22 protein-coding genes and 2 pseudogenes are annotated in these 24,670 nt (G+C 69.0%); 15 read left to right on the top strand and 9 right to left on the bottom strand.

Annotation, left to right across the window (positions count from 1 at the left end; translation table 11 throughout):
• Window positions 1-10: 10 nt before the first annotated feature.
• Complete coding sequence (locus C8K38_RS23575; protein ID WP_097213872.1) at window positions 11-319, bottom strand: rhodanese-like domain-containing protein; 309 nt, start codon at window positions 317-319, stop codon at window positions 11-13.
• Window positions 320-377: 58 nt separating this feature from the next.
• Window positions 378-1,115, bottom strand: coding sequence for a lysophospholipid acyltransferase family protein (locus tag C8K38_RS23570; RefSeq protein ID WP_097213810.1), 738 nt, complete (start codon window positions 1,113-1,115; stop codon window positions 378-380).
• Between the two features lie 146 nt (window positions 1,116-1,261).
• Here C8K38_RS23570 and C8K38_RS23565 point away from each other — a divergent pair, with 146 nt between their 5' ends.
• The gene (locus C8K38_RS23565; RefSeq protein ID WP_077040166.1) at window positions 1,262-1,699 is read left to right on the top strand and encodes a 6,7-dimethyl-8-ribityllumazine synthase; all 438 of its coding nucleotides are present in this window, start codon (window positions 1,262-1,264) and stop codon (window positions 1,697-1,699) included.
• On the opposite strand, the gene C8K38_RS23560 is transcribed toward C8K38_RS23565, so the two are convergent.
• The 3 genes from C8K38_RS23560 to C8K38_RS28020 form a co-directional block, all read right to left on the bottom strand.
• Complete coding sequence (locus tag C8K38_RS23560; RefSeq protein WP_097213809.1) at window positions 1,692-2,666, bottom strand: alpha/beta fold hydrolase; 975 nt, start codon at window positions 2,664-2,666, stop codon at window positions 1,692-1,694. The two genes, C8K38_RS23565 and C8K38_RS23560, sit on opposite strands and share 8 nt — an antisense overlap.
• 86 nt (window positions 2,667-2,752) lie before the next feature.
• Window positions 2,753-3,694 (bottom strand): SMP-30/gluconolactonase/LRE family protein, encoded by a 942-nt coding sequence (locus tag C8K38_RS23555; protein WP_097213808.1) that lies wholly within the window; start codon window positions 3,692-3,694, stop codon window positions 2,753-2,755.
• Between the two features lie 55 nt (window positions 3,695-3,749).
• Entirely contained in the window at window positions 3,750-3,935 is a 186-nt protein-coding gene (locus tag C8K38_RS28020) for a lipase family protein (RefSeq protein ID WP_143548513.1), read from the bottom strand.
• A gap of 205 nt (window positions 3,936-4,140) precedes the next feature.
• Between C8K38_RS28020 and C8K38_RS23545 the strand changes: the two genes are divergently transcribed.
• From C8K38_RS23545 to C8K38_RS23530, 4 genes are read left to right on the top strand one after another with little or no spacing between them, the layout of a single operon-like run.
• Window positions 4,141-5,643 (top strand): aldehyde dehydrogenase family protein, encoded by a 1,503-nt coding sequence (locus C8K38_RS23545; protein WP_097213871.1) that lies wholly within the window; start codon window positions 4,141-4,143, stop codon window positions 5,641-5,643.
• A gap of 24 nt (window positions 5,644-5,667) precedes the next feature.
• Window positions 5,668-7,215 carry an APC family permease gene (locus tag C8K38_RS23540; RefSeq protein WP_097213806.1) on the top strand — a complete coding sequence of 516 codons (1,548 nt, stop codon included), beginning with the start codon at window positions 5,668-5,670 and terminating at the stop codon, window positions 7,213-7,215.
• Window positions 7,212-8,774, top strand: coding sequence for a GMC family oxidoreductase (locus tag C8K38_RS23535; protein WP_097213805.1), 1,563 nt, complete (start codon window positions 7,212-7,214; stop codon window positions 8,772-8,774). The genes C8K38_RS23540 and C8K38_RS23535 overlap by 4 nt, the downstream gene beginning before the upstream one ends.
• A gap of 4 nt (window positions 8,775-8,778) precedes the next feature.
• The gene (locus C8K38_RS23530) at window positions 8,779-10,638 is read left to right on the top strand and encodes a putative nucleotidyltransferase substrate binding domain-containing protein (RefSeq protein ID WP_257017768.1); all 1,860 of its coding nucleotides are present in this window, start codon (window positions 8,779-8,781) and stop codon (window positions 10,636-10,638) included.
• A gap of 9 nt (window positions 10,639-10,647) precedes the next feature.
• Here the strand turns inward: C8K38_RS23530 and C8K38_RS23525 are convergent, their stop codons facing one another.
• Window positions 10,648-11,487, bottom strand: a complete 840-nt coding sequence (locus C8K38_RS23525; RefSeq protein ID WP_257017767.1) for an alpha/beta hydrolase — start codon at window positions 11,485-11,487, stop codon at window positions 10,648-10,650.
• A gap of 235 nt (window positions 11,488-11,722) precedes the next feature.
• Here C8K38_RS23525 and C8K38_RS23520 point away from each other — a divergent pair, with 235 nt between their 5' ends.
• The gene (locus tag C8K38_RS23520) at window positions 11,723-12,661 is read left to right on the top strand and encodes a DUF5996 family protein (RefSeq protein ID WP_097213803.1); all 939 of its coding nucleotides are present in this window, start codon (window positions 11,723-11,725) and stop codon (window positions 12,659-12,661) included.
• A gap of 10 nt (window positions 12,662-12,671) precedes the next feature.
• Here C8K38_RS23520 and C8K38_RS23515 read toward each other — a convergent pair whose 3' ends face one another.
• The gene (locus C8K38_RS23515) at window positions 12,672-14,003 is read right to left on the bottom strand and encodes a YhgE/Pip domain-containing protein (protein WP_143548512.1); all 1,332 of its coding nucleotides are present in this window, start codon (window positions 14,001-14,003) and stop codon (window positions 12,672-12,674) included.
• Window positions 14,004-14,075: 72 nt separating this feature from the next.
• On the bottom strand, window positions 14,076-14,795 hold the full coding sequence (locus tag C8K38_RS23510; protein WP_257017766.1) for an SIMPL domain-containing protein: 720 nt from the start codon (window positions 14,793-14,795) through the stop codon (window positions 14,076-14,078).
• A 127-nt stretch (window positions 14,796-14,922) separates the two neighbouring features.
• On the opposite strand from C8K38_RS23510, the gene C8K38_RS23505 reads away from it, so the two are divergent.
• The 9 genes and pseudogenes from C8K38_RS23505 to C8K38_RS23465 all read left to right on the top strand — a co-directional run bounded on the left by C8K38_RS23505 (window position 14,923) and on the right by C8K38_RS23465 (window position 23,253).
• Complete coding sequence (locus C8K38_RS23505; protein WP_257017765.1) at window positions 14,923-15,711, top strand: alpha/beta fold hydrolase; 789 nt, start codon at window positions 14,923-14,925, stop codon at window positions 15,709-15,711.
• Entirely contained in the window at window positions 15,687-16,079 is a 393-nt protein-coding gene (locus tag C8K38_RS23500; RefSeq protein WP_257017764.1) for a Zn-ribbon domain-containing OB-fold protein, read from the top strand. Before C8K38_RS23505 ends, C8K38_RS23500 begins: the two co-directional genes overlap by 25 nt.
• A 105-nt stretch (window positions 16,080-16,184) precedes the next feature.
• Window positions 16,185-17,150, top strand: a complete 966-nt coding sequence (locus C8K38_RS23495; protein ID WP_097213799.1) for a pirin family protein — start codon at window positions 16,185-16,187, stop codon at window positions 17,148-17,150.
• Window positions 17,151-17,152: 2 nt separating this feature from the next.
• Window positions 17,153-17,928 (top strand): annotated as a pseudogene (locus C8K38_RS23490) (pirin family protein).
• A 194-nt stretch (window positions 17,929-18,122) separates the two neighbouring features.
• Window positions 18,123-18,896, top strand: a complete 774-nt coding sequence (locus C8K38_RS23485; protein ID WP_097213798.1) for a pirin family protein — start codon at window positions 18,123-18,125, stop codon at window positions 18,894-18,896.
• Window positions 18,897-18,973: 77 nt separating this feature from the next.
• On the top strand, window positions 18,974-19,879 hold the full coding sequence (locus tag C8K38_RS23480; protein WP_097213797.1) for a PaaI family thioesterase: 906 nt from the start codon (window positions 18,974-18,976) through the stop codon (window positions 19,877-19,879).
• Window positions 19,880-19,977: 98 nt separating this feature from the next.
• Window positions 19,978-20,643, top strand: a complete 666-nt coding sequence (locus tag C8K38_RS23475) for a DUF4190 domain-containing protein (RefSeq protein WP_097213796.1) — start codon at window positions 19,978-19,980, stop codon at window positions 20,641-20,643.
• 135 nt (window positions 20,644-20,778) lie between these two features.
• Window positions 20,779-21,207, top strand: a pseudogene (locus C8K38_RS28150) (protocatechuate dioxygenase); the annotation flags it as partial.
• An 81-nt stretch (window positions 21,208-21,288) separates the two neighbouring features.
• A complete protein-coding gene (locus C8K38_RS23465; RefSeq protein WP_097213795.1) occupies window positions 21,289-23,253 on the top strand; it encodes a M13 family metallopeptidase in 1,965 nt (654 codons plus the stop codon).
• Window positions 23,254-23,287: 34 nt separating this feature from the next.
• Here C8K38_RS23465 and C8K38_RS23460 read toward each other — a convergent pair whose 3' ends face one another.
• Window positions 23,288-24,667: a DUF2252 domain-containing protein gene (locus C8K38_RS23460; protein ID WP_097213794.1), complete on the bottom strand. Its 1,380-nt coding sequence runs from the start codon at window positions 24,665-24,667 to the stop codon at window positions 23,288-23,290.
• Between the last annotated feature and the right edge of the window lie 3 nt (window positions 24,668-24,670).

The raw sequence follows: 24,670 nt of genomic DNA, 5'->3' as shown, positions 1-24,670 counted from the left end.
GCCCGGCGGGTTATGCGCCGGACTCCACCGATCGGCCGGAGTTGATCCACGCGTCCGTGCCACCCGCGACGTTCACCGCGTTGATGCCCGCGGCCCCCAGCAGGGAGGCGCCGTGCGCACTCCGGCCGCCCATCGCGCAGATCACGTAGACGGTCGGCGCGGCAGGCACCTCGTCGATGCGGGACACCAGCTCGCCGAGCGGGATCAGCCGGACCCCCGGCACGTGCCCGCGGGCGTACTCATCCGCTTCGCGCACGTCGATGACCGGCGCGCCGGCGGCCAGGGCGGCGTCGAGCGCCACGAGATCCACTTCCTGCATGAGGTTCCTCTCCTCGTCGAATGCCCAGATCATACCCAAGGGGGTATTGAGGGAGAGGTCAGTAGCGCGCGACCGCCCCGTCCACCGCGCGCTGCAGGCCTGCTGCCACCAGCCGCGCGATATCGGCGGGCTTCTCCGGGATCTCGGTGACCGGATTGTCGAGGTACACGCTCGCCCGGGTCTCCTTGCCGGGCACCGGACCGTAGCTGATCCCCATGTAGACCAGCACCGGGCGGACCCCGAGCTTCACCGCCCGGCTCATGATGTGGCCGATCCCGCTGCCGACCTTCTGCAGCCGGGTCGGATCCTCCAAGTTGCACGTCCCCTCCGGGAAGATTGCCAGGTCATCGCCCCGCCGCATCCGCTCGGCGCAGACGTCCATCATCCGCTGCCCGGCCGCGTTGACCGCGCGCATCCCGTGGTTCTTGCCCCGGAAGACGGGGATCCCGCCCATCAGGTCCACCCGCTCGCGCCGCTTCGGCTCGAGGAACAGTTCGTCCTTAGCCAGCACCCGGGTCCGGCCGATCGCCGGGCGCAGCGCGCTGGCCGACGCCGCGGCGGCCACCGTGTACGGATCGCTCTGACTCAGGTGGTTGACGGCGAGAACCAGCCGGGAATCCGACCGCACAAGGGCCCGGACCTGCTCCTTCGCCCCATCCGCGTATGTCACCCTCGGCCGGAACTTCAGCGCGAGCAGCCCGTAGGCGGCCTTCGCGCCCAGGCGGTTCTGCTGGTGACGCAGGTAGAAGTCGTAGACCTCGTCGCAGTTGTCAAGGGCAACCTCGGGCTTGTCCATGTCCACACTGTACGGAGATAACGGGTACCGCGCCCGATAGAGCGATACCCTTGTATGACAACAGAATTCAGCCCTGAATTGAGGAGAACCGAACTGAACGCACGTCCGGATGGCCACGCCGGGGTGCGCCGAACTAGCATCATGGAATGAGCATCGCCTTCGTTCAGTCCACGTGGCACCGACCCATCGTCGACCGAGCACGAGACGCCTTCGTCGCGCAGTGGCGGACACTGGGCCACACCTCCGGCGAGATCGAGTTCTTCGAGACCCCCGGCGCCTTTGAGATCCCTTTGCACGCATTGCGGCTCGCCCGTACCGGCCGGTTCCAGGCCATCGTCGCCGCCGGACTTGTGGTCGACGGCGGCATCTACCGGCACGAGTTCGTGGCCTCCGCGGTCATCGACGGACTGATGCGGGTCCAGCTCGACACCGACGTCCCGGTCTTCTCCGCCGTGCTCACCCCGCACCACTTCCACGAGCACGAGGATCACGCCGTCTTCTTCGCCAACCACTTCGACAAGAAGGGCGCAGAGGTCGCTCAGGCCTGCTCCCTCACCCTCGCCTCGCTGGACACGATCAAGTAGTCAGTCCGCCGAGGAACTCGAGCATCGCCGAGTTCACCTCGGCGGGCTTTTCCATCTGCACGAAGTGCCCGGCGTCCGGGATCACGTGGGTGGAGACCAGCCCAGGAACCAGCCGACCCATGGCCGCGAACGGGTCGCTGCCCATCATCTCGAGCACCGGGTCCTTGGCGCCGGCGATGAAGGTGACCGGAATGTCCACCGGCTTCGCGTGCAGCGACTCGTTCTGCGCCCAGACGGCATCCTCGGCGCGGTACCAGTTGAGGCCGCCGGTGAACCCGGTCCGCTCGAATTCCGTTACGTAATAGTCGAATTCGCCCTCGTCGAGCCATCTCCACGGCAGGGCGGGCGGCTCAGGGAGCACATCGAGGTAGCCATTGCCCTCGGAGGGGAACTCCCAGCAGTCGAGGTAACGGTTCGCACCGCTGAGCGCGTGGAAGATCTTGGCGAGGAACGCCCTGGTGTTGTCGCCGAGCTCCCGGTCCGCGACGCCCGGCTCCTGGAAGTAGTGCACGTGCGCGAAGTGCTTGGACGCCAGGTACTCGAACCCGACACTCGGCTGCACCGGCAGTCGAGGCGCGCGGGGGACGCTCAGCTGCATCAGCGCGGACACCCGATCGGGCGCCCAGGCCGGCAGATCCCAGGTCAGGTGGGCGCCGAAATCGTGGCCCGCGAACACCGCCCGCTCGATGCCGAGCGCGTCGAGGAGGCCGACCAGGTCACCGACCGTGTGCGGCCGGTCGTACTCGGAAACCTGCGCGGGCGCGCTCGTCCGTCCGTACCCGCGCATGTCCGGGGCGATGACGCGATAGCCCGCGACGGACAGCGCCGCGATCTGGTGACGCCAGCTGAACCAGAGGCCAGGGAACCCGTGGCAGAGCACCACCGGCTCGCCCTCGCCCTGCTCCACGAAATGCAGGTCGATCCCGTTGACCGCGACGGTCCGGTGCGTCGGCTGCCCCATGCTCATTCCTCCTCGCCGTCGTCGGCAATTCGCCACCCTAGCGGGCGACTGCCCTCGACAGTGGCGATCGAAGGGGAACGCCGGTCACCCGGTTACGGCGCGGGCGGCGTCAGCTTGACGACGGTGCCGAGAAAACTGGTGGCGTACAGCGCGTTCGGGTCCCAGCCGGGCCCCGACCCGAACCGGACCGACGAGACCAGCGGCAGGCCGGCGGCGATGGTGCACTGCGCGCCGGTGGCCGGGTCGAGTCGCACGACCGTCCCCGCCACGTTCAAGGCGACGTAGACCGGTCCGTCTGGCCCGACCGTGAGATCGTCGGCAGAGTTGATCGGGCCGACCCCCGGCAGGTCGAACCGCCGCGGCGACGCGTCCGGGTGGTCGATGTCGACGGCGGCGACGGTGGTGACCGGATTGAAGGTCGTTGCGACATACAGTCGCCGGGTGGTCTCGTCGTAGGCCACTCCGTTGGTCGAACTCAAGCTGGGCGCGAACCCGGACGGGAGCTCGGCACTCCCGGGCACACGGATGAGTCCCGTCGACTGCCCGATGTCCCGGCTGACCACGAAGTCCCCGTCGGGGAGCTGCGCGAGCCCGTTGGGCATGGTCAACGCGGTCTCGACCGTGGTGACGGCGCCCGTGTCCAGGTCGAGCGCGTCGATCGTGCCGTCACTACGACCGAGAAGTCCCGAGACGAACCCGTTCCCGGTGGTGAAGTAGGCGGTGTCGCCCACGACCACGATCGCGCCCGGCGCCTTCACCTCGGGGACCGCGGTGGTGCGGGATCCGTTCGCCTCGAGTCGCCGGATCGCGCCGTCCGACCCGGTCAGCGACGACTCGGACAACAGCATTCCGCCGCGCCCGTCGAATGCGAGGTTCTCGAGCGTCCCGTATCCCTCGGCCACCCGCTCGGTCGTCCACGGGACGCAGCCGGGTGCCGCCGCGGCGACGGCAGGACCGGAGACCGCGACCAGACCCGCGGCGACTCCGGTCCCCGCTGCCGCGGCCAACCGCGCGGCGATTCCTGCAACCTTCATCCGATCTCCCCCGTCTCGAAGCCAGCTGCGGTGGACCGACGGCCCGTGACGAACCCTAGGCGCCGAGTGGCTTTCCGAACAGGAGGGACGGGCACGAGCCAGTCGGGGTTGGATTGCTCGGTGTACAGGACGTGCGCAGCTCCGCCGCGTGCCCGGTGGGCATCGATCCACCGGAGTAGCCGATCATCCCGACCCTCGTCGACCCGCCGTCCAGCCCCATCGGCGCGAAGTCCTCGGCCATCTGGAAAGACAGCAGGGGTCTCGGCGTTCCACCCTCTACGTCGCCGCGGGGTTCGAAAGAAATCCCGGTGAACTCGGCCCACACCGCGTCCACCGGCCTACGGTAGAAGGGCGTGCTTGTCCCGGCAGAGCGTCACGTCGATGAGTTCCAAGACCGGTTGCTCCGCAACCGGGAGAGGAAGCGAGGCCCGGAGTTGAGCGTGAAGCTGCAGGACGAATCGATCGGCGACCTGTTCGATACGGGCTTGTTCATCGACGGAACCTGGGTCCGCTCCAGTTCCGGCGACACCCGCGATTGCCTCAATCCGGCCGACGGTTCGGTGGTCGCCACGGTCGACGAGGCCGTGCCAGAGGACGCCACCCGCGCCATCGCGGCGGCGCGCGCGGCCTTCGACGAGGGCACCTGGCCCCGGACACCCGTCGCGGAGCGCACCGCATTGCTCGCCACCATCGCCGACCTGCTCGAGCGCGACAAAGAGAAGTTGGCCCGGATCGAAACCCTCGACACCGGGAAGACCTTGGCGGAGAGCAGGATCGACATCGACGACGTGGTGTCGGTCTGCCGGTACTACGCGCGGCTCGCCGCGATCGAGTCGGATCGGCTGGTCGATGTCGGTCGGCCCGACGTGATCAGCCGGGTGGTGCACGAGCCGATCGGCGTCTGCGTCCTGATCGCACCCTGGAACTACCCGCTGCTACAGATCTCGTGGAAGATCGCGCCCGCACTGGCCGCCGGCTGCACGATGGTCGTCAAACCGAGCGAGGTCACCCCGCTCAGCACCATCGCCTTCGTCAAACTCATCGAGGAGGCCGGGGTGCCGCGGGGCGTGGTGAACCTCGTGCAGGGCAGCGGCGCCGTCCTCGGCGGCGCGCTGACCGACACCCCGGACGTCGATTTCATCTCGTTCACGGGCGGACTGGTCACGGGACGGGTCATTCTCGAGACAGCCGCCAAGCATGTCACCAAGGTCGCGGTGGAGCTCGGCGGGAAGAACCCGCACATCGTCTTCGCCGACGCCGACGGTGACGACTCGGTCGACCAGGTGCTCACCGGGGTCTTCCTCCACTCCGGGCAGGTCTGCTCCGCGGGCACCCGCCTCATCGTCGAGGACTCGATTGCCGACCGCTTCGTAGCGGCTCTCGCCGCGCGAGCCGAGAAGATCCGGATGGGCGACAGCCTCGATCCCGCCAGCCGAACCGGGCCGCTGGTGTCCATGGCGCATCGGGAGAAGATCGAACGCTATGTGGCTCTTGGCATCTCCGAGGGCGCCGAACTGGTGACCGGCGGATCCCGCCCTTCGGACCCGGACCTGGAGCGGGGCAGCTTCTACCTGCCCACGATCTTCGACCGCTGCGACCGGAACATGCGCATCGTGCAGGAGGAGACCTTCGGCCCCATCCTCACCGTCGAGCGGTTCACCACGGAGGAGGAAGCCCTCCGGCTCGGCAACGACACCGAGTACGGACTGGCCGCGGGGGTCCGGACCGCCGACAGCGCCAGGGGCGAACGCATGGTTCGCGGCCTGCGCCACGGCACGGTGTGGCTCAACGACTTCGGCTACTACACCGCAGCAGCCGAATGGGGCGGCTTCAAGAGATCGGGAAACGGGCGCGAACTGGGCCCCGCCGGACTGTCCGAGTATCAGGAGATCAAGCACATCTGGCACAACACCGCGCCGACTGCGGCGGGTTGGTTCGACAACGACTGACCGAACCCGGGGAGGCGCACGGACATGACCACTCAGCGCGACATCGCGGTTGGAGACAGCGGACTCGGCGATTTCGGTTACAAGGAGTCCCTCGACCGGAGCCTCGGCAAATTCGCCAGCTTCGCCGCCGGGGTCAGCTACATCTCCATCCTCACCGGCACCTTCCAACTGTTCTATTTCGGGTTCGGAAACGCGGGACCCGCGTATCTGTGGTCGTGGCCGATGGTCTTCATCGGCCAGCTGGCCGTCGCGCTGTGCTTCATGGAACTGGCGGCCAAGTACCCGGTGGCGGGTTCCGTGTACAACTGGGCGAAGATCCTGGGCAGCCGGATCGTGGGATGGACGTCCGGCTGGCTGATGCTCACCGCCTCGATCGTGACGCTCTCGGCCGTGGTCCTCGCGTTGCAGCTCAACCTGCCGAGGATATGGAGCGGCTTCCAGATCGTCGGCGACGGCACCGGCGAGTACGACTTCGCCACGAACGCGGTCATTCTCGGCACCGTCATGATCGCGTTCACCACCTTCGTCAACGCCTACGGCGTCAGGTTGATGGCGAGGATCAACAGCGCGGGCGTCTTCATCGAGCTGATCGCCGCCGTCCTCATCGCGGTGATCCTTGCGGCGAACATCACCAGGGGCCCGGAGGTGTTCTTCTCCACCCATGGGTACGGCGCGGGCGAGAGCGGCGGATATCTCGGGGCCTTCCTCGTCGCCTCCCTGGCGTCGGGCTACGTGATGTACGGCTTCGACACCGCGAGTTCCCTTGGCGAGGAGACCGTCGAACCGCGCCGGACCGCACCCAAGGCGATCTTCCGCGCGATCCTGGCTTCCTTCGTGATCGGTGGAGCGATCCTGGTGTTCGCCGTCATGGCGGCGCCCGATCTCGACGATCCGCTGCTCGGCAGCCCCGAGGGCAGCCTCCAGTACATCGTCGAGCAGGTGATGTGGGGCCCGCTGGGCACGATATTCCTCATCTGCATCGTGATCGCGATAACCGTGTGCTCCCTCGCCGTGCACGCCGCTGCGATCCGGCTGACGTTCGCCATGGCTCGCGACAACGCGCTGCCGTTCGGGGAGAAGCTGGCCCGGGTGCATCCCAAGCACCAGACGCCCGTGGTCCCCGCGATCGCGATCGGCGTGCTCGCGGCCCTGATCCTCGTGGTGAACATCGGCCAACCGCAGATCTTCACCGTGCTGACCTCGATCGCCATCATCATGATCTACCTCGCCTACCTGATGGTCACCGGACCGCTGCTGAAGAAGCGATTGAAGGGCGAATGGCCGCCGCCGGATCTGCGGGAGGGCGGCTACTTCACCATGGGCAGGTGGGGCCTGCCCGTGAACATCCTCGCCGTGGTCTGGGGCGTGGGGATGGCGCTGAACCTGGCCTGGCCGCGCCCCGAGGTGTACGGGACGCCCTGGTACAACACCTGGGGCGCCTTCGTCTACATCGGTGCGATCCTGTGCCTCGGCCTGCTCTGGTACGCGCTGAAGGGTCGGCACCACCTCGGCACCCTGGCCTCACACGCGGCCGCCTCGCGCACCACGGCACCGGAGGGCGAACCATCGTGACAGACACCGTCTTCGACTATGTGATCGCGGGTGGAGGCACCGCGGGATGCGTGCTCGCCGCCAGGCTCAGCGAGGATCCGGCCGTGACGGTCTGCCTTCTCGAGGCAGGCCCGTCGGACGTGAACGACCGCAACATCCTCGAACTCTCGCAGTGGATGCACCTCCTCGACTCCGGGTACGACTGGGACTACCCGGTCGAACCGCAGGAGAAGGGCAACAGCTTCATGCGACACGCCAGGGCCCGTGTCCTCGGCGGGTGCTCGTCACACAATTCGTGCATCGCGTTCTGGCCGCCGGCGGAGGGTCTCGACGAGTGGGAGGCGATGGGCGCCACCGGATGGGGTGCCGAGAGCACGCTGCCGTTCGTGGCCCGGGTGGAGAACAGCGATGTCCCCGGCCTGCAGCACGGTCACAGCGGCCCGGTACGGCTACGCGATGTCCCGCCGAACGATCCGTGCGGCGCCGCCGTACTGGAGTCGGCAGCCAAGGCCGGACTACCCACCGTCCAATTCAACAGGGGTGCAACGGTACTCAACGGAGCAGGCTGGTTCCAGATCAACGCCGGCGAGAACGGCAATCGCATGTCGAGCTCGCATGCCTATCTCCATCCCATCCTGGGGACGCGGAACAATCTCGAGGTCAGAACCAACTGCTGGGTCAGCGAACTGCTGATCGACGACAGTCTGACGGCCACCGGGGTGCGGTACCAACGTCCGGATCTCACGGGCTATGACACCGCGACCGCCCGCCGCGAGGTGATCGTCACTGCCGGTGCGATCGATACACCGAAGCTGTTGATGCTCTCGGGAATCGGGCCCTCGGTGCATCTACGCGAGATCGGGATCGACGTGCGGGTCGACTCGCCCGGTGTCGGCGGCAACCTCGATGACCATGTCGAAGGCCTGGTGTTCTGGGAGGCGTCGAGGCCCATGGTGACGACGTCATCGCAGTGGTGGGAGATCGGCCTCTTCGCCACCACGACCCCCGGGCTGACGCAGCCGGATCTGATGATGCACTACGGCAGCGTGCCCTTCGACATGAACACGCTGCGGTGGGGATATCCCACCACCGACAACGGATTCTGCCTCACGCCGAACGTGACGCAAGGACGATCCCGCGGCACGGTCCGGCTCCGTTCCCGCGACTTCCGGGACCGACCGAAGGTGGATCCGCGATACTTCACCGATCCCGAGGGCCACGACGAGACCGTGATGCTGGCGGGCATTCGGTTGGCGCGCAAGATCGCCGAGCAAGACCCCCTACGGGGCTGGGTGGCACGGGAACTTGCGCCCGGGCCCGCCGCGGTGAGTGACGAGGAACTGCTCGACTACGTCCACAAGACGCACAACACCGTCTACCACCCGGCAGGAACCGCACGGATGGGATCGATCGAGGACCCGCTCGCCGTGCTCGATCCGCAGCTGCGGGTGAAGGGCATACAGCGCCTGCGGGTGGTCGACGCGTCGGCGATGCCGAAGCTGCCTGCCGTCAACCCGAACATCACGGTCATGACCATGGCGGAGAAGTGCGCGGATCTCATTCGCAACCCCCCGGGGTGACGGCGTGGACCTCCAGCTCGACACCGCGACCTTCCTCTCGAAACACCCACCGTTCCAGTACCTGACGCCGGGTGAGCTCAGCGAATTGGCGGGAGCGGCCGTTCTCGATGAATATCCAACGGGTGCAGTGATTCTCGGCTCGATACAGCGGCCAGCTGATGTGATCTGGGTGGTGCGGAGCGGACAGGTCACGCTTCTGCACCCGCACGACGACGGGATCACCGGTGTCCCCATGGACACCGTCTATCCGGGTGGCGTGTTCGGCTACTCGGCGCTACTCACCGGCTCCGACGTCGCCTTCACCGCCAGGGCGAGCCAACCCACCACGGTGTACCGCCTGCCGGGGGAGCTCGTGCGGCCGCTGTTCGCCAGGCCCGCAGGCCTGGCCTTCCTCGCGGAGGCTGCGGAGAAGGCCACCGGCGCGACTCCCGTACCGGTCGAACAGATCCCGTCCCGACGCGCCGTTGGCGATCTGGTGCGGGGCGAACCGGTCCTCACCACGCCGGGGACCTCCGTGCGCGACGCCGTCCGGCAGATGAGCGAACGCCGCAGCTCATACATCCTGATCCCGTTGCCGGGTGGCGACCTCGGGATCTTCACGGACCGGGACCTGAGGACCAAGGTGGTGGCCGCCGGGGTGGACCTGAGCACCCCGGTGGCGGAGGTGATGAGTACGCCTGCCCAGACCGTCACGGAGGACAGGTTGGCCGCCACCGTGTTGATGGACATGCTCGAGAGCGGCCTACGGCACATGCCGGTACTCACGATCCGTGGCGCGGTGTTGGGTGTCCTCGAGGAGGCGGACCTGCTCGCCGCGGCCACCCGCAAGAGTTTTGTGCTGCGCCGATCGATCGCGCTGTCACCGAGCCCCGCTGCGCTGCAAGAAGTCTGCTCTGGGATCCCCGATCTGGTGGTGGACCTGTTCCGCGGCGGCACCGAGGCATCGGCGACCAGCGGGATCCTCTCGGTGGTCATCGACAGCGTCGTTCGACGCGCGGTGGAGTTCGCATTGGCGGACGACGAGGACCTGCCGCGGATGGGGTTCGCCTGGCTCTCGCTCGGCAGCATCGCGCGTCGCGAGGCGATGCCGTCATCCGACATCGAGAGCGCACAGTCCTGGGTGCCCGAGTTGTCTCCCCAGTCGGGACGTCTCATGGGGATGGCGGCGACCGTGCATGCCATCCTCGACGACTGCGGGCTTCCCGCCGACGCGAACGGTGCGGTCGCGAGCACACCGAGGTTCGCGCGGTCGGTCGCCGACTGGCGCCGCACCGCGGCACGGTGGTTGGACGATCCACTGCAGGACCGCGGGCTCGTCATGTCGGCGCTGCTGCTCGACGGGCGCGTGGTGTGGGGTGAGCGCTCGCTGCACACCGTCCCGACGGCCTACCGGAACATGCGGACCGACCATCCCGACGCCCTGCGACTGCAGCTGCGTGATGCGTTGGCCGGGCGCGCACGCACCCGCTCGCTCCGGGACGTGCTCTCGCGACGCGGGGGCACCTTCGACCTCAAGACACACGCGCTGACACCGATCGTCAACCTCGCCCGGTGGGGTGGCATGACAGTGGGGGTCACCGCCGCCTCGACGCCGGGTCGGTTGCGGGCCGCGGCGGGGAACGGCCTACTCACAGAACGGGATACGACGATCCTCACCGAGGTGTTCACGCTGCTCCAGCGGCTGCGGTTGACCCACCAGGTGGATCAGATCACCGCGGGTCTCGCCCCTGGCGACATCGTCACCATGCCGGAGCTGTCGCCCCTGAACCGGAGTCTGCTCGGCGACGGCGTGCGCGAGATCGCGGCCGTGCAGCGCAGGGTGGGGTACCTGGCATCCGACTCCGGAGTGCCCCTGCGCCGGTGACCACGGCTCTCATCCCTTGAGGCGCGAGCCCAGCCACTCGACCACGTCGTCGAGCACCTGCTCTCGCTCCGGCTCGTTGAACACCTCGTGGAACAGGCCGTCGTACTCGGTGTACGTCAGATCCTGGGAGCCAACGATGTCCGCGATCATCCGGCTGCCGTTCACGTTCGCCAGCCCGTCCTCGCTGCCGTGCAGCAGCAGCAACGGAACCTGCAGTGTCGGCAGCCGGTTGGGCAGCGACTCGGCATTGACGATCATCCCGCGGGCGATACCGGCGGGAACCCTGCCGTGGTGCACCAGCGGGTCGGAGTTGTAGGCGGCCACCACCGCAGGATCACGGGAGACCAGATTGGCGTCCAGCGACTCGACGGGTACCCGCGGCGCGTACCGACCGAGGAATTTGCCGACCTCGACCACCACCTTGGGCACCCCGGTCGTCACGTCCACCGCCGGGGCGGACAGGATCAGCCCGGCCAGGTCGCCGGGGTGATCGAGCGCGTAGGTCAGCGCGATCGCGCCACCCATGCTGTGGCCGAGCAGGTACCGGTCGAGCCCGGGATGCTCGGCGGTTGCGATCCCGAACAGCCGCCCCAGGTCATCGGTGAAGTCCGACCAGTCCTTGAGCTCGACGCGCTTGCCGCCCGAGCGACCGTGACCGCGATGGTCGGGCGCGTACACCACTAGGCCCAGTCCCAGCAGGCGTTCGACGACATGGTCGTAGCGGCGGGCGTGCTCACCGAATCCGTGCGCGAGAACCAGGACCGCGCGCGGCTCGCCGTCCGGCGTCCAGACGTCGTAGTCGATCCGGGTGCCGTATTTGCTGGTGAACGAGGACTCGGTGTGGGCCACGGATCCGAGTCTAGTGTCTCGTGCCCGAAGTCCATCGATGGTTGCCGGGGATCCACGTGGATGCATCGCCAGGCGGAGGAGTCCCAGGTAGCGGGGTTCTACCTGGGACTCCGACAACGCAGCGAGGCGCCGCGTGGGCCACGGCAACCGCGAGAAGACTTCGGGCGCGGGGCACTCGGTGGCAGACTCGGATGGGCATCGACGATTCCGGGGAGCATTCACCGAGGGAGCCACGATGACCGAGACGACGGCGACCGACGCGTGGCCCGCGCTGCGCCTCGACGACTGGACCGACACCCGCGACACCCTGCACATGTGGACGCAGATCGTCGGGAAGATCCGGCTCCAGCACGCGCCGCTGCTCAACCACTGGTGGCAGGTGACGCTGTACGTCACCGCCAGGGGGCTGACCACCTCGGCCATCCCGTGCGGCTCCCGGCTCCTCGAGATCGAGTTCGACTTCTGCGACCACGAGCTGCGCATGCGCACCAGTGACGGCGGTGCGCGCCGGATCGCGCTCGAGCCGAAGTCGGTGGCCGAGTTCTACGCCCAGACCGTGGCGGCACTCGGGGAACTGGGGGTCGAGGTGCGGATCCAGGCCGCCCCCAACGAGGTCGTGACGGCGATCCCCTTCGCGGAGGACGAGGTCCACGCCTCGTACGACGCCGCGGCCGCGAACCTGTTCTGGCGACAGCTGGTCCAGGCCGACCGGGTGCTGACCCGGTTCCGCTCACACTTCGTCGGCAAGTGCTCGCCGGTGCACTTCTTCTGGGGCGCGATGGATCTGGCCTGCACCCGGTTCTCCGGGCGCGGCGCGCCCGTCCACCCCGGCGGGGCCCCGAACTGTGCGGACTGGGTGATGGTCGAGGGCTATTCCCGCGAGCTGAGCAGCTGCGGGTTCTGGCCCGGCGGCGGCGAGGAGGGCGGCTTCTACTCCTACGCCTACCCGGCGCCGGACGGTTTCGCCGACCATCCGGTCGGCCCCGCTCAGGCGCGCTACAGCGCCGAGCTGGGCGAGTTCGTGCTGCCGTACGAGGCCGTACGCACCGCCGCCGACCCGGACGCCGCGCTGATGGAGTTCCTGCAGAGCACCTACGAGGCCGCCGCGTCGCTGGGCAACTGGGACCGGTCCGCGCTCGAATCCGACCCGGCCCGTTTGGCTCGGCAGAACTGAGCCGCGCCTGTCAGGCCGCCGGACCCGACGGGCGCCGCCGCAGCGACCACACCAGCGCACCCGCGAGCGCCGCGGTGGTCGCCGCGAACAAGATCGCGAGGTTCCTGGCGGTGAACAGTTCGACCGCGCCGTCGGATCCGCTTGTCTGGACCACCGCGACCGGCGCGCTGAGCACGGTCGAGATCCGATCCTGCTGCGCGGCATTGCGGGCGGGAATCGAGTTGACCCCCTTCGTCAGCTGCTCCCCGATCTGCGTCGAAACGGACTTGAGCTGGCTGACGCCGGTGAGGATCTGGTCCTTGGTGGTACCCAGCAGCGCGGGCGCCTGCTCCGCGATGGGGCCGATCCCGGCCTGGAGCTGGTTGCCGGCATCGGTGAGCTGCGCGGACACGTCCTGCAGCTGGCCGAGCCCGCTGCGCAGCGCGCCGCCCAGGTCGGTGTCGGGCCCGGCGTCGGCGCTCAGCAGCCCGGTGATCGCCGTCAGCTGACCGGACACCAGCGCGAGATCGGTCTTGGTCTGCTCCAGCGTCCGCACCATCTCGGGCTGGAGCCCGGTGGCACGCAGGGCCGCGGCCGCGGCGTCGAGACCGCCTTGTAGCTGCTGGGTGGAGCGGGTGACGTCACCGAGGGTGACGCCGAGTTCGGTCAATCGACCGGACACCTCGGTCGCGGGGCCCACAGCGCCGTCCACCATCGTCGAGACCTGCCCGGCGACGTCGACGAGCTGGTTGGCGCCGTCGTTCGCCGTGGCCAGGAGCGGCAACACCTGGTCGGCCTGACCGAGCAGCTGCTGGACCTGCTTGTCCGCGGCGGTGGTCGCGGCCGTCAGCAGCTGGGACGGCAAGAGCGTCTGCTGCAACTGCGCCCGTGCCGAGGCGATCCCGGCCAGGACGTCCTTGATGCCCTGCGCCCCGGTCTGATCCGAGACGGTCGCCATCAACGCCGACATCGACTCCGTGTCCGCCGGCGAGCCGTCGCCGTTGTAGTGCACCGCGAGTTCCGCCTGCCGGGGCGCATTGGTGGAGAGCGAGTTCACCGAGTCGGAGAAATCCGCCGGGATCGTGACGGAAGCCAGGTACGTGTCGGCCGATCCCTCATCGGCCGATACCGTCGCCCATTCGAAGTCACCCGATTCCTGCAGTGCCGCGACGACCTGGTCGCCCGCATTCATCGGCTTGCCGTCGACTACCGCGCCCGCGTCCTCGTTGACGATCGCGACGGTTCGCGTCGACTCCCCCTCCGGTGCAACCAGGAAATAGACCCCGACGGCGGCGGCGAGGAGCGCCGTCACCGAGGCGATCACCCACGGCCCACGTCTCGAACTCGCATGTGCGGCAACCATAGGCCCGGACCGTACAGGCAGTCTCTGGCACCAGGGTGGCGCGAGTGTGAGAAGACTGTGAGGAAAGGGCGCTCAGCCGACGTCGTAGACGACCGCGACCGACACCGTGAGCTCCTGGCTGCCCGGCTCGATCGGCGTCGAGGGGGCTCGGTCGAAGGCGGCTCCGGGGTACGGGGCCGGCCCGGTGGCGGGCACCTCGGTGATCGAGCGGACCTCGCCGAGGCCGACCCCGGCGGCCTCCGCGATCTGCCTCGCCTGGGCCTGCGCCTGCTGCACCGCGTCGGCCCTGGCCTGCGCGCGCAGGTCGCTGTCGTCGGCGATGGAGAAGGAGGTCTGCTGGACCCGGACGGCATCGCCCGCCGCGGCCGCGGCGGCGTCGATCAGCCCGCCCGCCGCGCTGACATCGTGCACGGTCGCGGTCACCTGGTTCGTCACCTGATAGCCGGTGATCGCCGAGGAGTTCGGGTCATATGTCGGCTGCACGGACAGCCCGCTGGTCTGGATGTCCTCCGCCCGCACCCCCTTCTCCTTCAGGGTGTCGATGAGGGCGTTCGCCCTGTTCGCGTTGTCCTGGAGGGCGCCGGCCGCGTCCGGTGCCTGCGTCTGCACGCCGAGCACCACGCTCATGGTGTCCGGCGTCCCGCTGACCTTCCCGGTGGCCTGGGTGCTGATCCCCGGGGGAGCACCGGTCCCCGCCTGCGCGTCAGACCCATCTGTGCAGCCGGCGGCGAGCAGTCCGACGGCGGACACCGCCAGTGCCGCGGCGACGGTGCGTGTTCGTTTGGCGGCCACGCACCCACTATGGCCGATCCCCACGGGGGAACCGGCGGGTTTCGCGTCGCCGCGCCGTGCGCCACGAGAAACAGGTACGTGCCCCCGTGTTTCCACCGTGGTCCCGCGGGCCGCCCGAGGGAACAGTGTGATCCACACCACTGCCGAGCACGTCGAGGTTCCGATGACGCACCACCAGCCCCCGCCCCCGCGCATCCTCCATCCCGATCCGCGCCCCACACTGACCTCGCTGGACTCCGAGCTCGACGGGCGTTCCCTCGCCTACGGCGTCGCGGGCGAGGGCCCGCCGCTGGTCTTCCTGCACGGATGGGGCTCGAGCCATCGCACGTACCGGCAGTCACTGGAACGGCTCGCCCGCAACGGCTCGCGCGTGTTCGCGCCCTCGCTCCCGGGGTTCGGCGGGACGGCCGAGCTCCCATGCGGTGAGCGGCACCCCGCCGGTCACGCCCGGTGGCTGGGCCGATTCATCGACTCCGTCGGCGTCAACGAACCGGTCACCCTCGTCGGGCACTCCTTCGGTGGCGGCGTCGCCATCCAGACCGCCCACGACCTCCCCGACCACGTGGCCCGCCTCGTTCTTGTCAACTCGATCGGCGGCGGCGTCGGCCCCCGCGCCGCGGAGAACGGGCACGCGATCCGGGCGGGACTGCCGCACGAATGGCGCGCCACGACCGGCGGCGGCGACCAGACACTCCAACTCGACCGCCTGGCGGAACGCGGTCTTCCGGTGACGCTGCTCTGGGCTCGCGGCGATCAGGTGATCCCGAGGGCAGGCCTCGAGTCGCTGCGCACGGCGCTTCGTCGTCCGCCGGTGTTCACGGTCGCCGGCTCCCATGAATGGCCGGTCGGCGACCCGCACGGCTTCGGACACGCCATGAGGACCGTGCTGGCGTGGCCGCCGAGGGTCGCGGCATGACCGCGCAGGGCACGGCGCAGGCCCACCCGTCCTCGCTGATGATCAATCGCTGCGTGCGCTGCGCAGCACTGCTCGCGCCGCTGATGGCATCCTGCCCGTCCTGCCAGGGCTCCGAACTCCGCTCGGTACCGTCCTCCGGCGCCGGGTCGATCGTGTCGTGGAAGGTGGCCGACCATCGGCCGGACGAGGCGCGCGGGGACTCCGCGCCCTCGGCCGTCGGGATCGTCGAGCTCGACGACGGCCCGCGGATCTACACGTGGATCGACGGCGAGGTCCCGGCAGGAACCGACCGGGACGTCCGCGTCGAGTTCCGGCCCACAGCGGAGGACGGCCGGTTCCCGGTGTTTGCCGTCCGGCAGGCCTCCTGACCGGCTCGCGCGGCGGACGGCCGCGCCGGGAATACCTCCACCCCGCGGGTGTTGAGTCAGATGCACTAGTTGAACAGTCAACTAACTGAGTCGGAGGAGCACCCCATGCCTGCCGTGACCGTCGACAACATCCTCGCCCTGCCCCGCATCACCGAGACCGCGCCCGAATCCGCCGCAAGGCCGGTGCTGGCGGTGACCACCGCCCCCGTCGGCTACGAGGGCGAGGGCTTCCCGGTGCGCCGCGCGTTCGCCGGCGTCGACCTCAAGCACCTCGACCCGTTCATCCACATGGACCAGATGGGCGAGGTGAACTACGCGCCCGGTGAGCCCAAGGGCACCCCGTGGCACCCGCACCGCGGCTTCGAGACCGTCACCTACATGATCGACGGGATCATGGAGCACCAGGACTCCAACGGTGGCGGCGGCACGATCGGCGGCGGCGACACCCAGTGGATGACCGCGGGTGGCGGCATCCTGCACATCGAGACCCCACCCGAACACCTCGTGATCAGCGGGGGCCTGTTCCACGGCGTGCAGCTGTGGGTGAACCTGCCCCGCGACAACAAGATGGCCGCGCCCCGCTACCAGGACATCACCGGCAACAAGGTCGCGCTGCTGTCCTCGCCGGACGGCGGCGCCCTGGTCCGCGTCATCGCGGGCGAGGTCGACGGCCACCAGGGCCCCGGCTCCACCTACACCCCGATCAGCCTGGTGCACGCGACCATCGCCCCGGGCGCGCGACTGAACCTGCCCTGGAACCCCGAGTTCAACGCGCTCGCGTACGTCCTCGCGGGCGAGGGCACGGTCGGCGCCGAGCGCAGGCCGGTGCGGATGGGCCAGACCACGGTGTTCGGGCGCGGCGACACGCTGACCGTCGCGGCCGCGGACACCCAGGACTCCCGGACCGAGTCCCTCGAGGTCTTCATCCTCGGCGGCAAGCCGATCCGCGAACCCGTCGCGATGGCCGGGCCGTTCGTGATGAACACCAAGGCGGAGGTCATCCAGGCGTTCGAGGACTTTCAGGCCGGACGGCTGGGCTCGATCCCCGCCGCCCACGAGACGCTGGCATAGCGATGTCGTCGATGGCGGTCCAACGCGCGGGCGACCGCGCGCACCAGCGCTACGGCTGGCTCGAGTCCTGGAGAGCTTCCCCTTCGCGGGCAACTTCGACCTGGCCGCGAACGCGCACGGGCTGCTGGCTGTCAACAACGAGGACATCGTCGACGCCGGGTCCGGATTCGACATGCACCAGCACCGGGACGCGGAGATCGTCACCTGGGTGCTCAGCGGATCCCTGGTCCACCAGGACTCCGAGGGGCACCCGGGGGTGGTCCTCCCCCAAGCACTCCGTGCAGGGGGTACCCCCACCCGGACTCGCGCAGCGGATGAGCGCGGGCCGCGGCATCCTGCACTCCGAGCGCAACGACCGCTGGCGGGCGGACGGCACCCGGGGCACCGAGCCGGTGCACGTGGTGCAGATGTGGATCCCGCCGGACGAGTTCGGCATCGAGCCGAGCTACCAGGAACTACCCATCGACGCGGAGCTCGACAGCGGCCGGCTGGTCGCGGTGGCGTCGGGGCTGCCCCGGCACCGCGATCACGCCGCGATCGGGCTGAACAACCGGCACGCGGGGCTACACGCCGCCAGATTGCGAACTGGACAGTCGGTAACAGTGCCGGACGCGCCGTACGTCCACGTGTTCGTCGCGCGCGGATCCGGCGATACCGAAGGGTTCGGCCGCCCGACCAAGGGGATTCATTGCGGCTCACCGGGATCGGCGGCCAGCAGTACACCGCGGCCGAATCCACCGAGCTGCTGATCTGGGAGATGCATGCCGCGCTCAGGTGAGTCCGCGACAAGGACCGCGGAACAGGGTTGACAGCAACACTTTTCAAGGAGATCGAGCATGATCGACGTCCCGGTTCGCGCCCACCGAAACGGGTCCGTCGTGCAACGGTCCCGCATCGGAGCCGACAACTGTGCACCGTGTCCTTGACGCCCTCGTACTCTGGAAACCCGAAGCACCACAAAGGAGGACGCCCATGACGGCACCCACCACACCGCACGTCGACATCCACCGCGCGGGCGATCGGATGAAGACCCGGATCTCCTGGCTCGACTCGAAGCACTCCTTCTCGTTCGGGCAGCACTACGACCCGGACAACACCCATCACGGCGTACTGATGGTCAATAACGACGACATCGTGATGCCGGGCCAGGGCTTCGACACCCATCCGCACCGGGACATGGAGATCGTCACCTGGGTGCTGCGGGGATCGCTGGTGCATCAGGACTCGATCGGGCATTCCGGCGTCATCTACCCGGGCCTGGCTCAGCGGATGAGCGCCGGCACCGGCATCCTGCACTCGGAGAAGAACGACTCCTGGCGCCTGGCCGGATCCCAGCACGACGAGCACGCCGAGCCGGTTCGATTCATCCAGATGTGGGTGCTGCCCGACGAGCCGGGCATCAGCCCCGGCTACGAGCAACTCGAGATCGACGACGAGCTGATGCGCGGCGGGCTGGTACCGGTGGCCTCCGGCATGCCCGCACACCGCAACCAGTCGGCCATCACGATCGCGAACCGGGGCGCCGCGCTGCATGTGGCGCGCCTGCAGCCGGGCGGCTCCGTACAGCTCCCCGAGGCCCCCTACCTGCATCTTTTCGTCGCCCAGGGCGAGGTGTCACTGGAGGGCGCGGGGATCCTGTCCGAGGGTGACGCGGTCCGGCTCACCGCGTCGGGCGGTCAGCGATTGTCCGCCGACGCCCCGGCCGAGGTGCTGGTCTGGGAGATGCACGGCCGCCTCGGCGGCTGATCGGCGCGCCGGTCGGTGCAGGCCGCTCACCGGGACCGCGCGGCCGATCGTCGCGGCCCCGGTGATAGAGAAGACGCATGACCACCACGGAGAACCAGCGGCTCGACCGGCTCAACGAGCTGATGGGCGTGCAGGCCGTCGAACTCGCCCCCGGCCTGATCCGGTTCCGACAGGAAGTCGGCCCGCGGTTCCACGATCATCGCGGTCGGACGATCCTCGGGTCGATCGGGGTGCTGGCCGACAACGTGCCAGGCCGTGCGATCGGGAACGCGGTCCCCGAGGGAACCCAGGTCGTGTTGTCACAGGTGGTGGCCGCGCTCGCCGGCCCACTGCCCCCGACCGGCACCATCGAGGCGAGGGGCAAGGCGGTCCGGATCGACAGCGCGGCGGGCACCGGACTGGCCACCGGCGACATGCGCGGACCCGACGGCGAGGTGCTCGTGGCGTTGCAGACCCGCGGGATGGTGGTCACCCGAGAGGCCGCCAACGCCGAGGCCGTGCTCCGGGGTGACGCCCTGCCCGTCGAGGCCGCCGAACCGGTCGCGGACGCCGCCGAGCTCGCCGACCGCCCCGGGCTGGAGATCGTGGAGAGCATCGGACGCGGCGCGCTGGCACGGGGCCCGCTCGCCGGACTGCTGGGCATGGGGCTGACCGAGGTCGCCCGGGGGCGCGTGATCGGCGAGTTCGCGCCGCGGAGCTGGATGAGCAACCCGCTCGGATCCATTCAGGGCGGGGTGCTCATCACCGCGGCCGACCTGATCACGGGTCTGGCCGCACAGACCCTCACCGCCCCCGGTCAGAGCTACGAGGCGCTCGACCTGAGGATCGACTTCGTCCGTTCCCCCGCGTCCGACGGCCCTCCGATCCGCGCCGAGGCCGAGGTACTCCGGGCCGGGCGGCGGCTGGCGCTGATCGAGTCGCGACTCGTCGATCCCTCCGGACGCTTGCTCGCGCGGGCGGCGGCCAGCGTCCAGCTGCGCTGACCGGGGTCGCGGCAATACGGTCTATCGAACCTCCAACACGACTAGTCTGCGGGTGACTTGGCTTTTCCGGTGCCCATGGGTGAATCCGAGGAGAGACGATGACGAATCAGCCGCCGAACGGAACCCCGCCGCCGGAAGACCAGCGGCCGCCGAACCCCCCGGAGGGAACCCCGCCGCCGGAAGGCCAGCCGCCGTACCCCGGTCCGCCGCAGGGCCAGCCGCCGTACCCCGGTCAGCCGCAGGGCGGCGGACCCCAGTACCCGGGCCAGCCGCCGTACCCCGGTCAGCCCTATCCGGGTCAGCCGTACCCGGGTCAGCCCTACCCAGGTCAGCCGTATGCGGCGCAGCCGTACCCACAGCCGCCCGCGCAGCCCCGCAACGGCGCGGGCATCACCGCGCTCGTCCTCGGCATCTTCTCGGTGCTGACCGTGTGGACCATCATCGGCGGCATCCTGCTCGGGGCCGTCGCGATCATCGTCGGCCTCGTGGGCCGATCGCTGTACAAGAAGCGGCAGGCCACCAACGGCGGGGTGTCCCTCGCGGGCATCCTGCTCGGCCTCGCCGGGCTGATCATCTCGATCGTCCTGGTCGTGGTCGGGGTCGGTCTGTTCAACCATGTCGGCGGCAGGGACTTCGTCGACTGTATGCGGGACGCGGGTAACAACCGGGCCGCCCAGCAGCGGTGCGAGGACGAGTTCCGCAGCAACCTCGAGGATCGTTTCTCGGTCACGTTCGAGGCGCCGACCATGGTCCCGCCGCGCTGATCGCAACCGGCACCCAGGCACCTCGCAGCCCGCTGCCAGGGTGCTCACAGCCACCCGGTCGACGATGGGAAAACCATCTACACCGAGCGGAGATCAACGTGAACGAGGACATCGAGCGCAGCCGCGCCCGCGTCAGCCGACGGGGCGGGTGGGAGTGTTCCCGGCGGTCCCGGCGGCAACGCGACGGACTACTCCGACGGCTCGTACAGCAAGGGTGACAGCGAGTCGGCCACCACCGACGACGGCACCTACCTGCGCGGAGCGCAGACCACCGACGCCGACGGCATCGCGAGGTTCACCACGATCTTCCCCGGCTGGTACCAGGGCCGCACCACGCACATCCACCTCAAGGTGCACGTGGACAAGGCCACCGTGCTCACCTCGCAGCTCTCCTTCGAGGAGGCGCTCATCGACGAGGTGAACGCGTCGGCGCCCTACAACGAGCACACCGGGCGGGAGAACAACGTCGACAACGCAGGCGACGGCATCTTCGATGAGTCCGGCATGGTGACGGCCGTCCGGGACGGAGACGGATACCTCGGCGCCATCAACATCGGGGTGTAGCGCCGCGCACCCGTGCGCGTGTTTCACCCCACCTGGGTACAACTCACGCACGGTCGGCGGGGTCGCGGTAGAAATAGAGGCATGACGACGCCCGCTTCCGGAATCGACCTCACCCACCTCGACCAGGGCATCCGCGCGCAGGACGACCTGTTCGTCCATGTCAACGGCAAATGGCTGGACGACTACGTGATCCCCGCCGACCGAGCGGTGGACGGTGCCTTCCGCACGCTCTACGACCAGGCCGAGGTCGACGTGCGGGCGATCATCACCGAGTCCGCGGAGGCCCGCGGCGCGGAGGGCACCGATTCGCAGCGCATCGGCGACCTCTACAGCTCGTTCATGGACGCCGACGCCGTCGAGCGGGCCGGGCTGGAACCGATCGCGGGCGAGCTCGCCGCGATCGACGCGGTGAGCGACCTGTCCGCGCTCGCGGGACTGCTCGGTGAGCTGCAGCGCACCGGCGTCTCCGGGGCGATCGGAAACTACGTCGACACCGATGCCAAGGACTCCACGCGCTACCTCGTGCACCTGACCCAGTCCGGGATCGGGCTGCCCGACGAGTCCTACTACCGCGAGGATTCCTACGCCGAGACCCGCGCTGCCTACCTCGACCACGTGCAGAAGATGCTCACCCTCGCAGGCAGGCCCGACCCGGTCACCGACGCGCAGACGATCCTCGACCTGGAGACCCAGATCGCCGCCGGCCACTGGGACGTGGTGCGCAGGCGCGACGCCGAACTCAGCTACAACCTGGTCACCATGGCCGACCTGTCCGCCGAGAATGATGGATTCGACTGGGCCGCTTGGGTGTCCGGCCTCGGCGGCACACCTGATACCTTCGCGGAGCTGGTGGTCCGCCAGCCCAGCTTCCTGACCGCGCTGACCGCACTCTGGACGCAGCGCCCCCTCTCCGAGTGGAAGGCGTGGGCTGCCTGGAAGGTGATCCACTCGCGGGCCGAATACCTGACCGCGGACCTGGTCGCGGAGGACTTCGCGTTCTACGGCACCACCCTGTCCGGTACCGAGGAGAACCGCGAACGCTGGAAGCGCGGCGTCTCACTGGTGCAGGACCTGCTCGGCGAGTCCGTCGGCAAGCTCTACGTCGAGCGGCATTTCCCCGCAGAGGCAAAGGCCCGGATGCAGGAGCTGGTCGCGAACCTGCAGGAGGCGTACCGCCGCAACATCTCCGAGCTGGAGTGGATGAGCCCGGACACTCGGAGCGCGGCGCTGGCCAAGCTGGAGAAGTTCACCCCGAAGATCGGCTACCCCGACAAGTGGAGGGACTACTCCGGTTTGGTCATCACCGCGGACGACCTGGTCGGCAACTACCGTCGCGGGTACGCCGCCGATCACGACCGCGACCTGGCCAAGCTCGGCGGACCGGTGGATCGCGACGAGTGGTTCATGACCCCCCAGACGGTCAACGCCTATTACAACCCGGGAATGAACGAGATCGTCTTCCCCGCAGCGATTCTGCAGCCGCCGTTCTTCGACGCCGCCGCGGACGACGCGGCGAACTACGGCGGAATCGGTGCGGTCATCGGACACGAGATCGGGCACGGCTTCGACGACCAGGGCGCCAAGTACGACGGCGACGGCAACATGATCGACTGGTGGACGGACAGCGACCGCACCGAGTTCGGCAAGCGCACCAAGGCGCTGATCGAGCAGTACAACGAGTTCGAGCCGAAGGCGTTGCCGGGCCACAAGGTCAACGGCGAGTTCACCATCGGTGAGAACATCGGCGACCTCGGAGGCCTGTCCATCGCGGTCGAGGCGTACCGGATCGCGATGGACGGCAAGGACTCTCCCACCCTCGACGGGCTGACCGGCCTCCAGCGCGTCTTCTTCGGCTGGGCGCAGGTGTGGCGAACCAAGGCCAGGAACGAGGAGGCCATCCGCCGCCTCGCCGTCGACCCGCACTCGCCGCCGGAGTTCCGCTGCAACGGCGTGGTGCGCAACCTCGACAGCTTCCACGAAGCGTTCGACGTGACGCCCGATGACGCGCTCTACCTCGAACCCGAGCGCCGCGTCCGCATCTGGTGATGCGTCTGCGGCGCAGTGGTGCGGTCACGGGGCCTCAGGTCTCCGTGACCGCGCTACTGCGGCAACGCCGCACTTCCTCGTAGTCCAGCCGGTTCTGCTCGCCGTAGACCACCGCGAAGTCCGCGATGGCCTCATCGAAAACGGCTCCGTTGCCCAGGTATCCGGCAATCGCGGCCGGATCACCGGTGCGGGCGTGGGCTCTGGCCAGCGCAATCGCACACAGCCGCGCGTACGCCCGCAGCCCGGACGGGTCCATCGCCGCGATGCTGAAGGAGCCCTTCTTGTCCCGCAACTGCCGGACATAGAAGTCGCGGCCGAACGGACCGGGCCCGCTAAACCATCCGAGGAACGGGTCGCTCGCGCTCTGGATCAGCCGCTGCCCCTCGACCACCCGCCTGCCCTGGTCACGGTGCGGCGAACCGGGAACGTACGGCGCAAGCACCGACGGCTGCGCCTCCTTGATCTGCAGGAACAGCGGGTCCTGGGCGCTCTCGCCCACGAACAGCGCCATGAAGCCGAGCATGCCTACCGATCCGACCCCGACGACCTTGCTGGCGATGTCCTGGAATCGGTAGCGCTCCACCAGTTCCCGCCGATCCCCCGCAAGGGTCCCGAGATAGCGCTCGAAGGAAGCCCGGAGCAGATCCGTCACCTCCGCATGCCGCTCGTGCGGGAGCCGGGTGATCAGGGGTGGCTCGTCCTTGATGAGGAACCGGCCGTTCTCGTACCTGGCGAACCGCTTGAGCGAACCGAGCTGAGTTCGCCTCTCCGCCTTGGCCATCACTGCCTCGGCCGCCCCGACCTGACGAGCGGTGATCCGATCCCGCAGCCCGGCCAACATCGCGTCCGCCTCGATCCGCAGATACCAGACGTCCAGCGCGGGCATCTGCGCCGCGTGACGGATCGTCTCCCGGTATGCGGCACCCACGATCAGTGCCGCGGCACGCGCATCCGACGCACTGTGACCGTTCGTGGTCGCCGCCACCAGCACCGAGGTCGCCAGCCGCTTGAGGTCCCATTCGAAGGGCCCGCGATGCACCTCGTCGAAATCGTTGAGGTCGAACACGAGCCGCCGGTCCGGGCCTGCGAACAGACCGAAGTTCGCGAGGTGGGCATCCCCGCTCGCCATCACCGTCAGGTCAGTTCGTGCGCAGTGCGCCAGATCCCACGCCATGATGGCAGCCGAACCACGCAGGAAGGTGAACGGCGAGGCCAACATTCGCTCGAATCTGAGCGGAACCAGTTCTGGAATCCGATTCGCGTTCTGCCGGTCGAGGATCGACACCGGATCGGGCCGACACGAGGACGGCTCCCATGAACCGTGCGCCCCGCGCGGGATCCGGGCACGCAGATGCTTGCCTCGCCGCCGGCGTTCGGCGGCGGGCTCGGACGTATCGAAGGCTGCGACGGCCACCGT

The sequence above is a fragment of the Rhodococcus sp. OK611 genome, assembly GCF_003050885.1.
In the GTDB taxonomy this organism is placed as follows: Bacteria; Actinomycetota; Actinomycetes; order Mycobacteriales; family Mycobacteriaceae; genus Rhodococcus_G; species Rhodococcus_G oryzae.
Note: the sequence above shows the minus strand (reverse complement) of the source record. Positions and strands in the feature narration are given on the sequence as shown.

Coding starts and splice junctions, on each gene's coding strand:
- C8K38_RS23575 (WP_097213872.1), bottom strand. CDS start 319: ATGCAGGAAGTGGATCTCGTGGCGCTCGACGCCGCCCTGGCCGCCGGC.
- C8K38_RS23570 (WP_097213810.1), bottom strand. CDS start 1,115: ATGGACAAGCCCGAGGTTGCCCTTGACAACTGCGACGAGGTCTACGAC.
- C8K38_RS23565 (WP_077040166.1), top strand. CDS start 1,262: ATGAGCATCGCCTTCGTTCAGTCCACGTGGCACCGACCCATCGTCGAC.
- C8K38_RS23560 (WP_097213809.1), bottom strand. CDS start 2,666: ATGAGCATGGGGCAGCCGACGCACCGGACCGTCGCGGTCAACGGGATC.
- C8K38_RS23555 (WP_097213808.1), bottom strand. CDS start 3,694: ATGAAGGTTGCAGGAATCGCCGCGCGGTTGGCCGCGGCAGCGGGGACC.
- C8K38_RS28020 (WP_143548513.1), bottom strand. CDS start 3,935: ATGGCCGAGGACTTCGCGCCGATGGGGCTGGACGGCGGGTCGACGAGG.
- C8K38_RS23540 (WP_097213806.1), top strand. CDS start 5,668: ATGACCACTCAGCGCGACATCGCGGTTGGAGACAGCGGACTCGGCGAT.
- C8K38_RS23520 (WP_097213803.1), top strand. CDS start 11,723: ATGACCGAGACGACGGCGACCGACGCGTGGCCCGCGCTGCGCCTCGAC.
- C8K38_RS23515 (WP_143548512.1), bottom strand. CDS start 14,003: ATGGTTGCCGCACATGCGAGTTCGAGACGTGGGCCGTGGGTGATCGCC.
- C8K38_RS23495 (WP_097213799.1), top strand. CDS start 16,185: ATGCCTGCCGTGACCGTCGACAACATCCTCGCCCTGCCCCGCATCACC.
- C8K38_RS23485 (WP_097213798.1), top strand. CDS start 18,123: ATGACGGCACCCACCACACCGCACGTCGACATCCACCGCGCGGGCGAT.
- C8K38_RS23480 (WP_097213797.1), top strand. CDS start 18,974: ATGACCACCACGGAGAACCAGCGGCTCGACCGGCTCAACGAGCTGATG.
- C8K38_RS23475 (WP_097213796.1), top strand. CDS start 19,978: ATGACGAATCAGCCGCCGAACGGAACCCCGCCGCCGGAAGACCAGCGG.
- C8K38_RS23465 (WP_097213795.1), top strand. CDS start 21,289: ATGACGACGCCCGCTTCCGGAATCGACCTCACCCACCTCGACCAGGGC.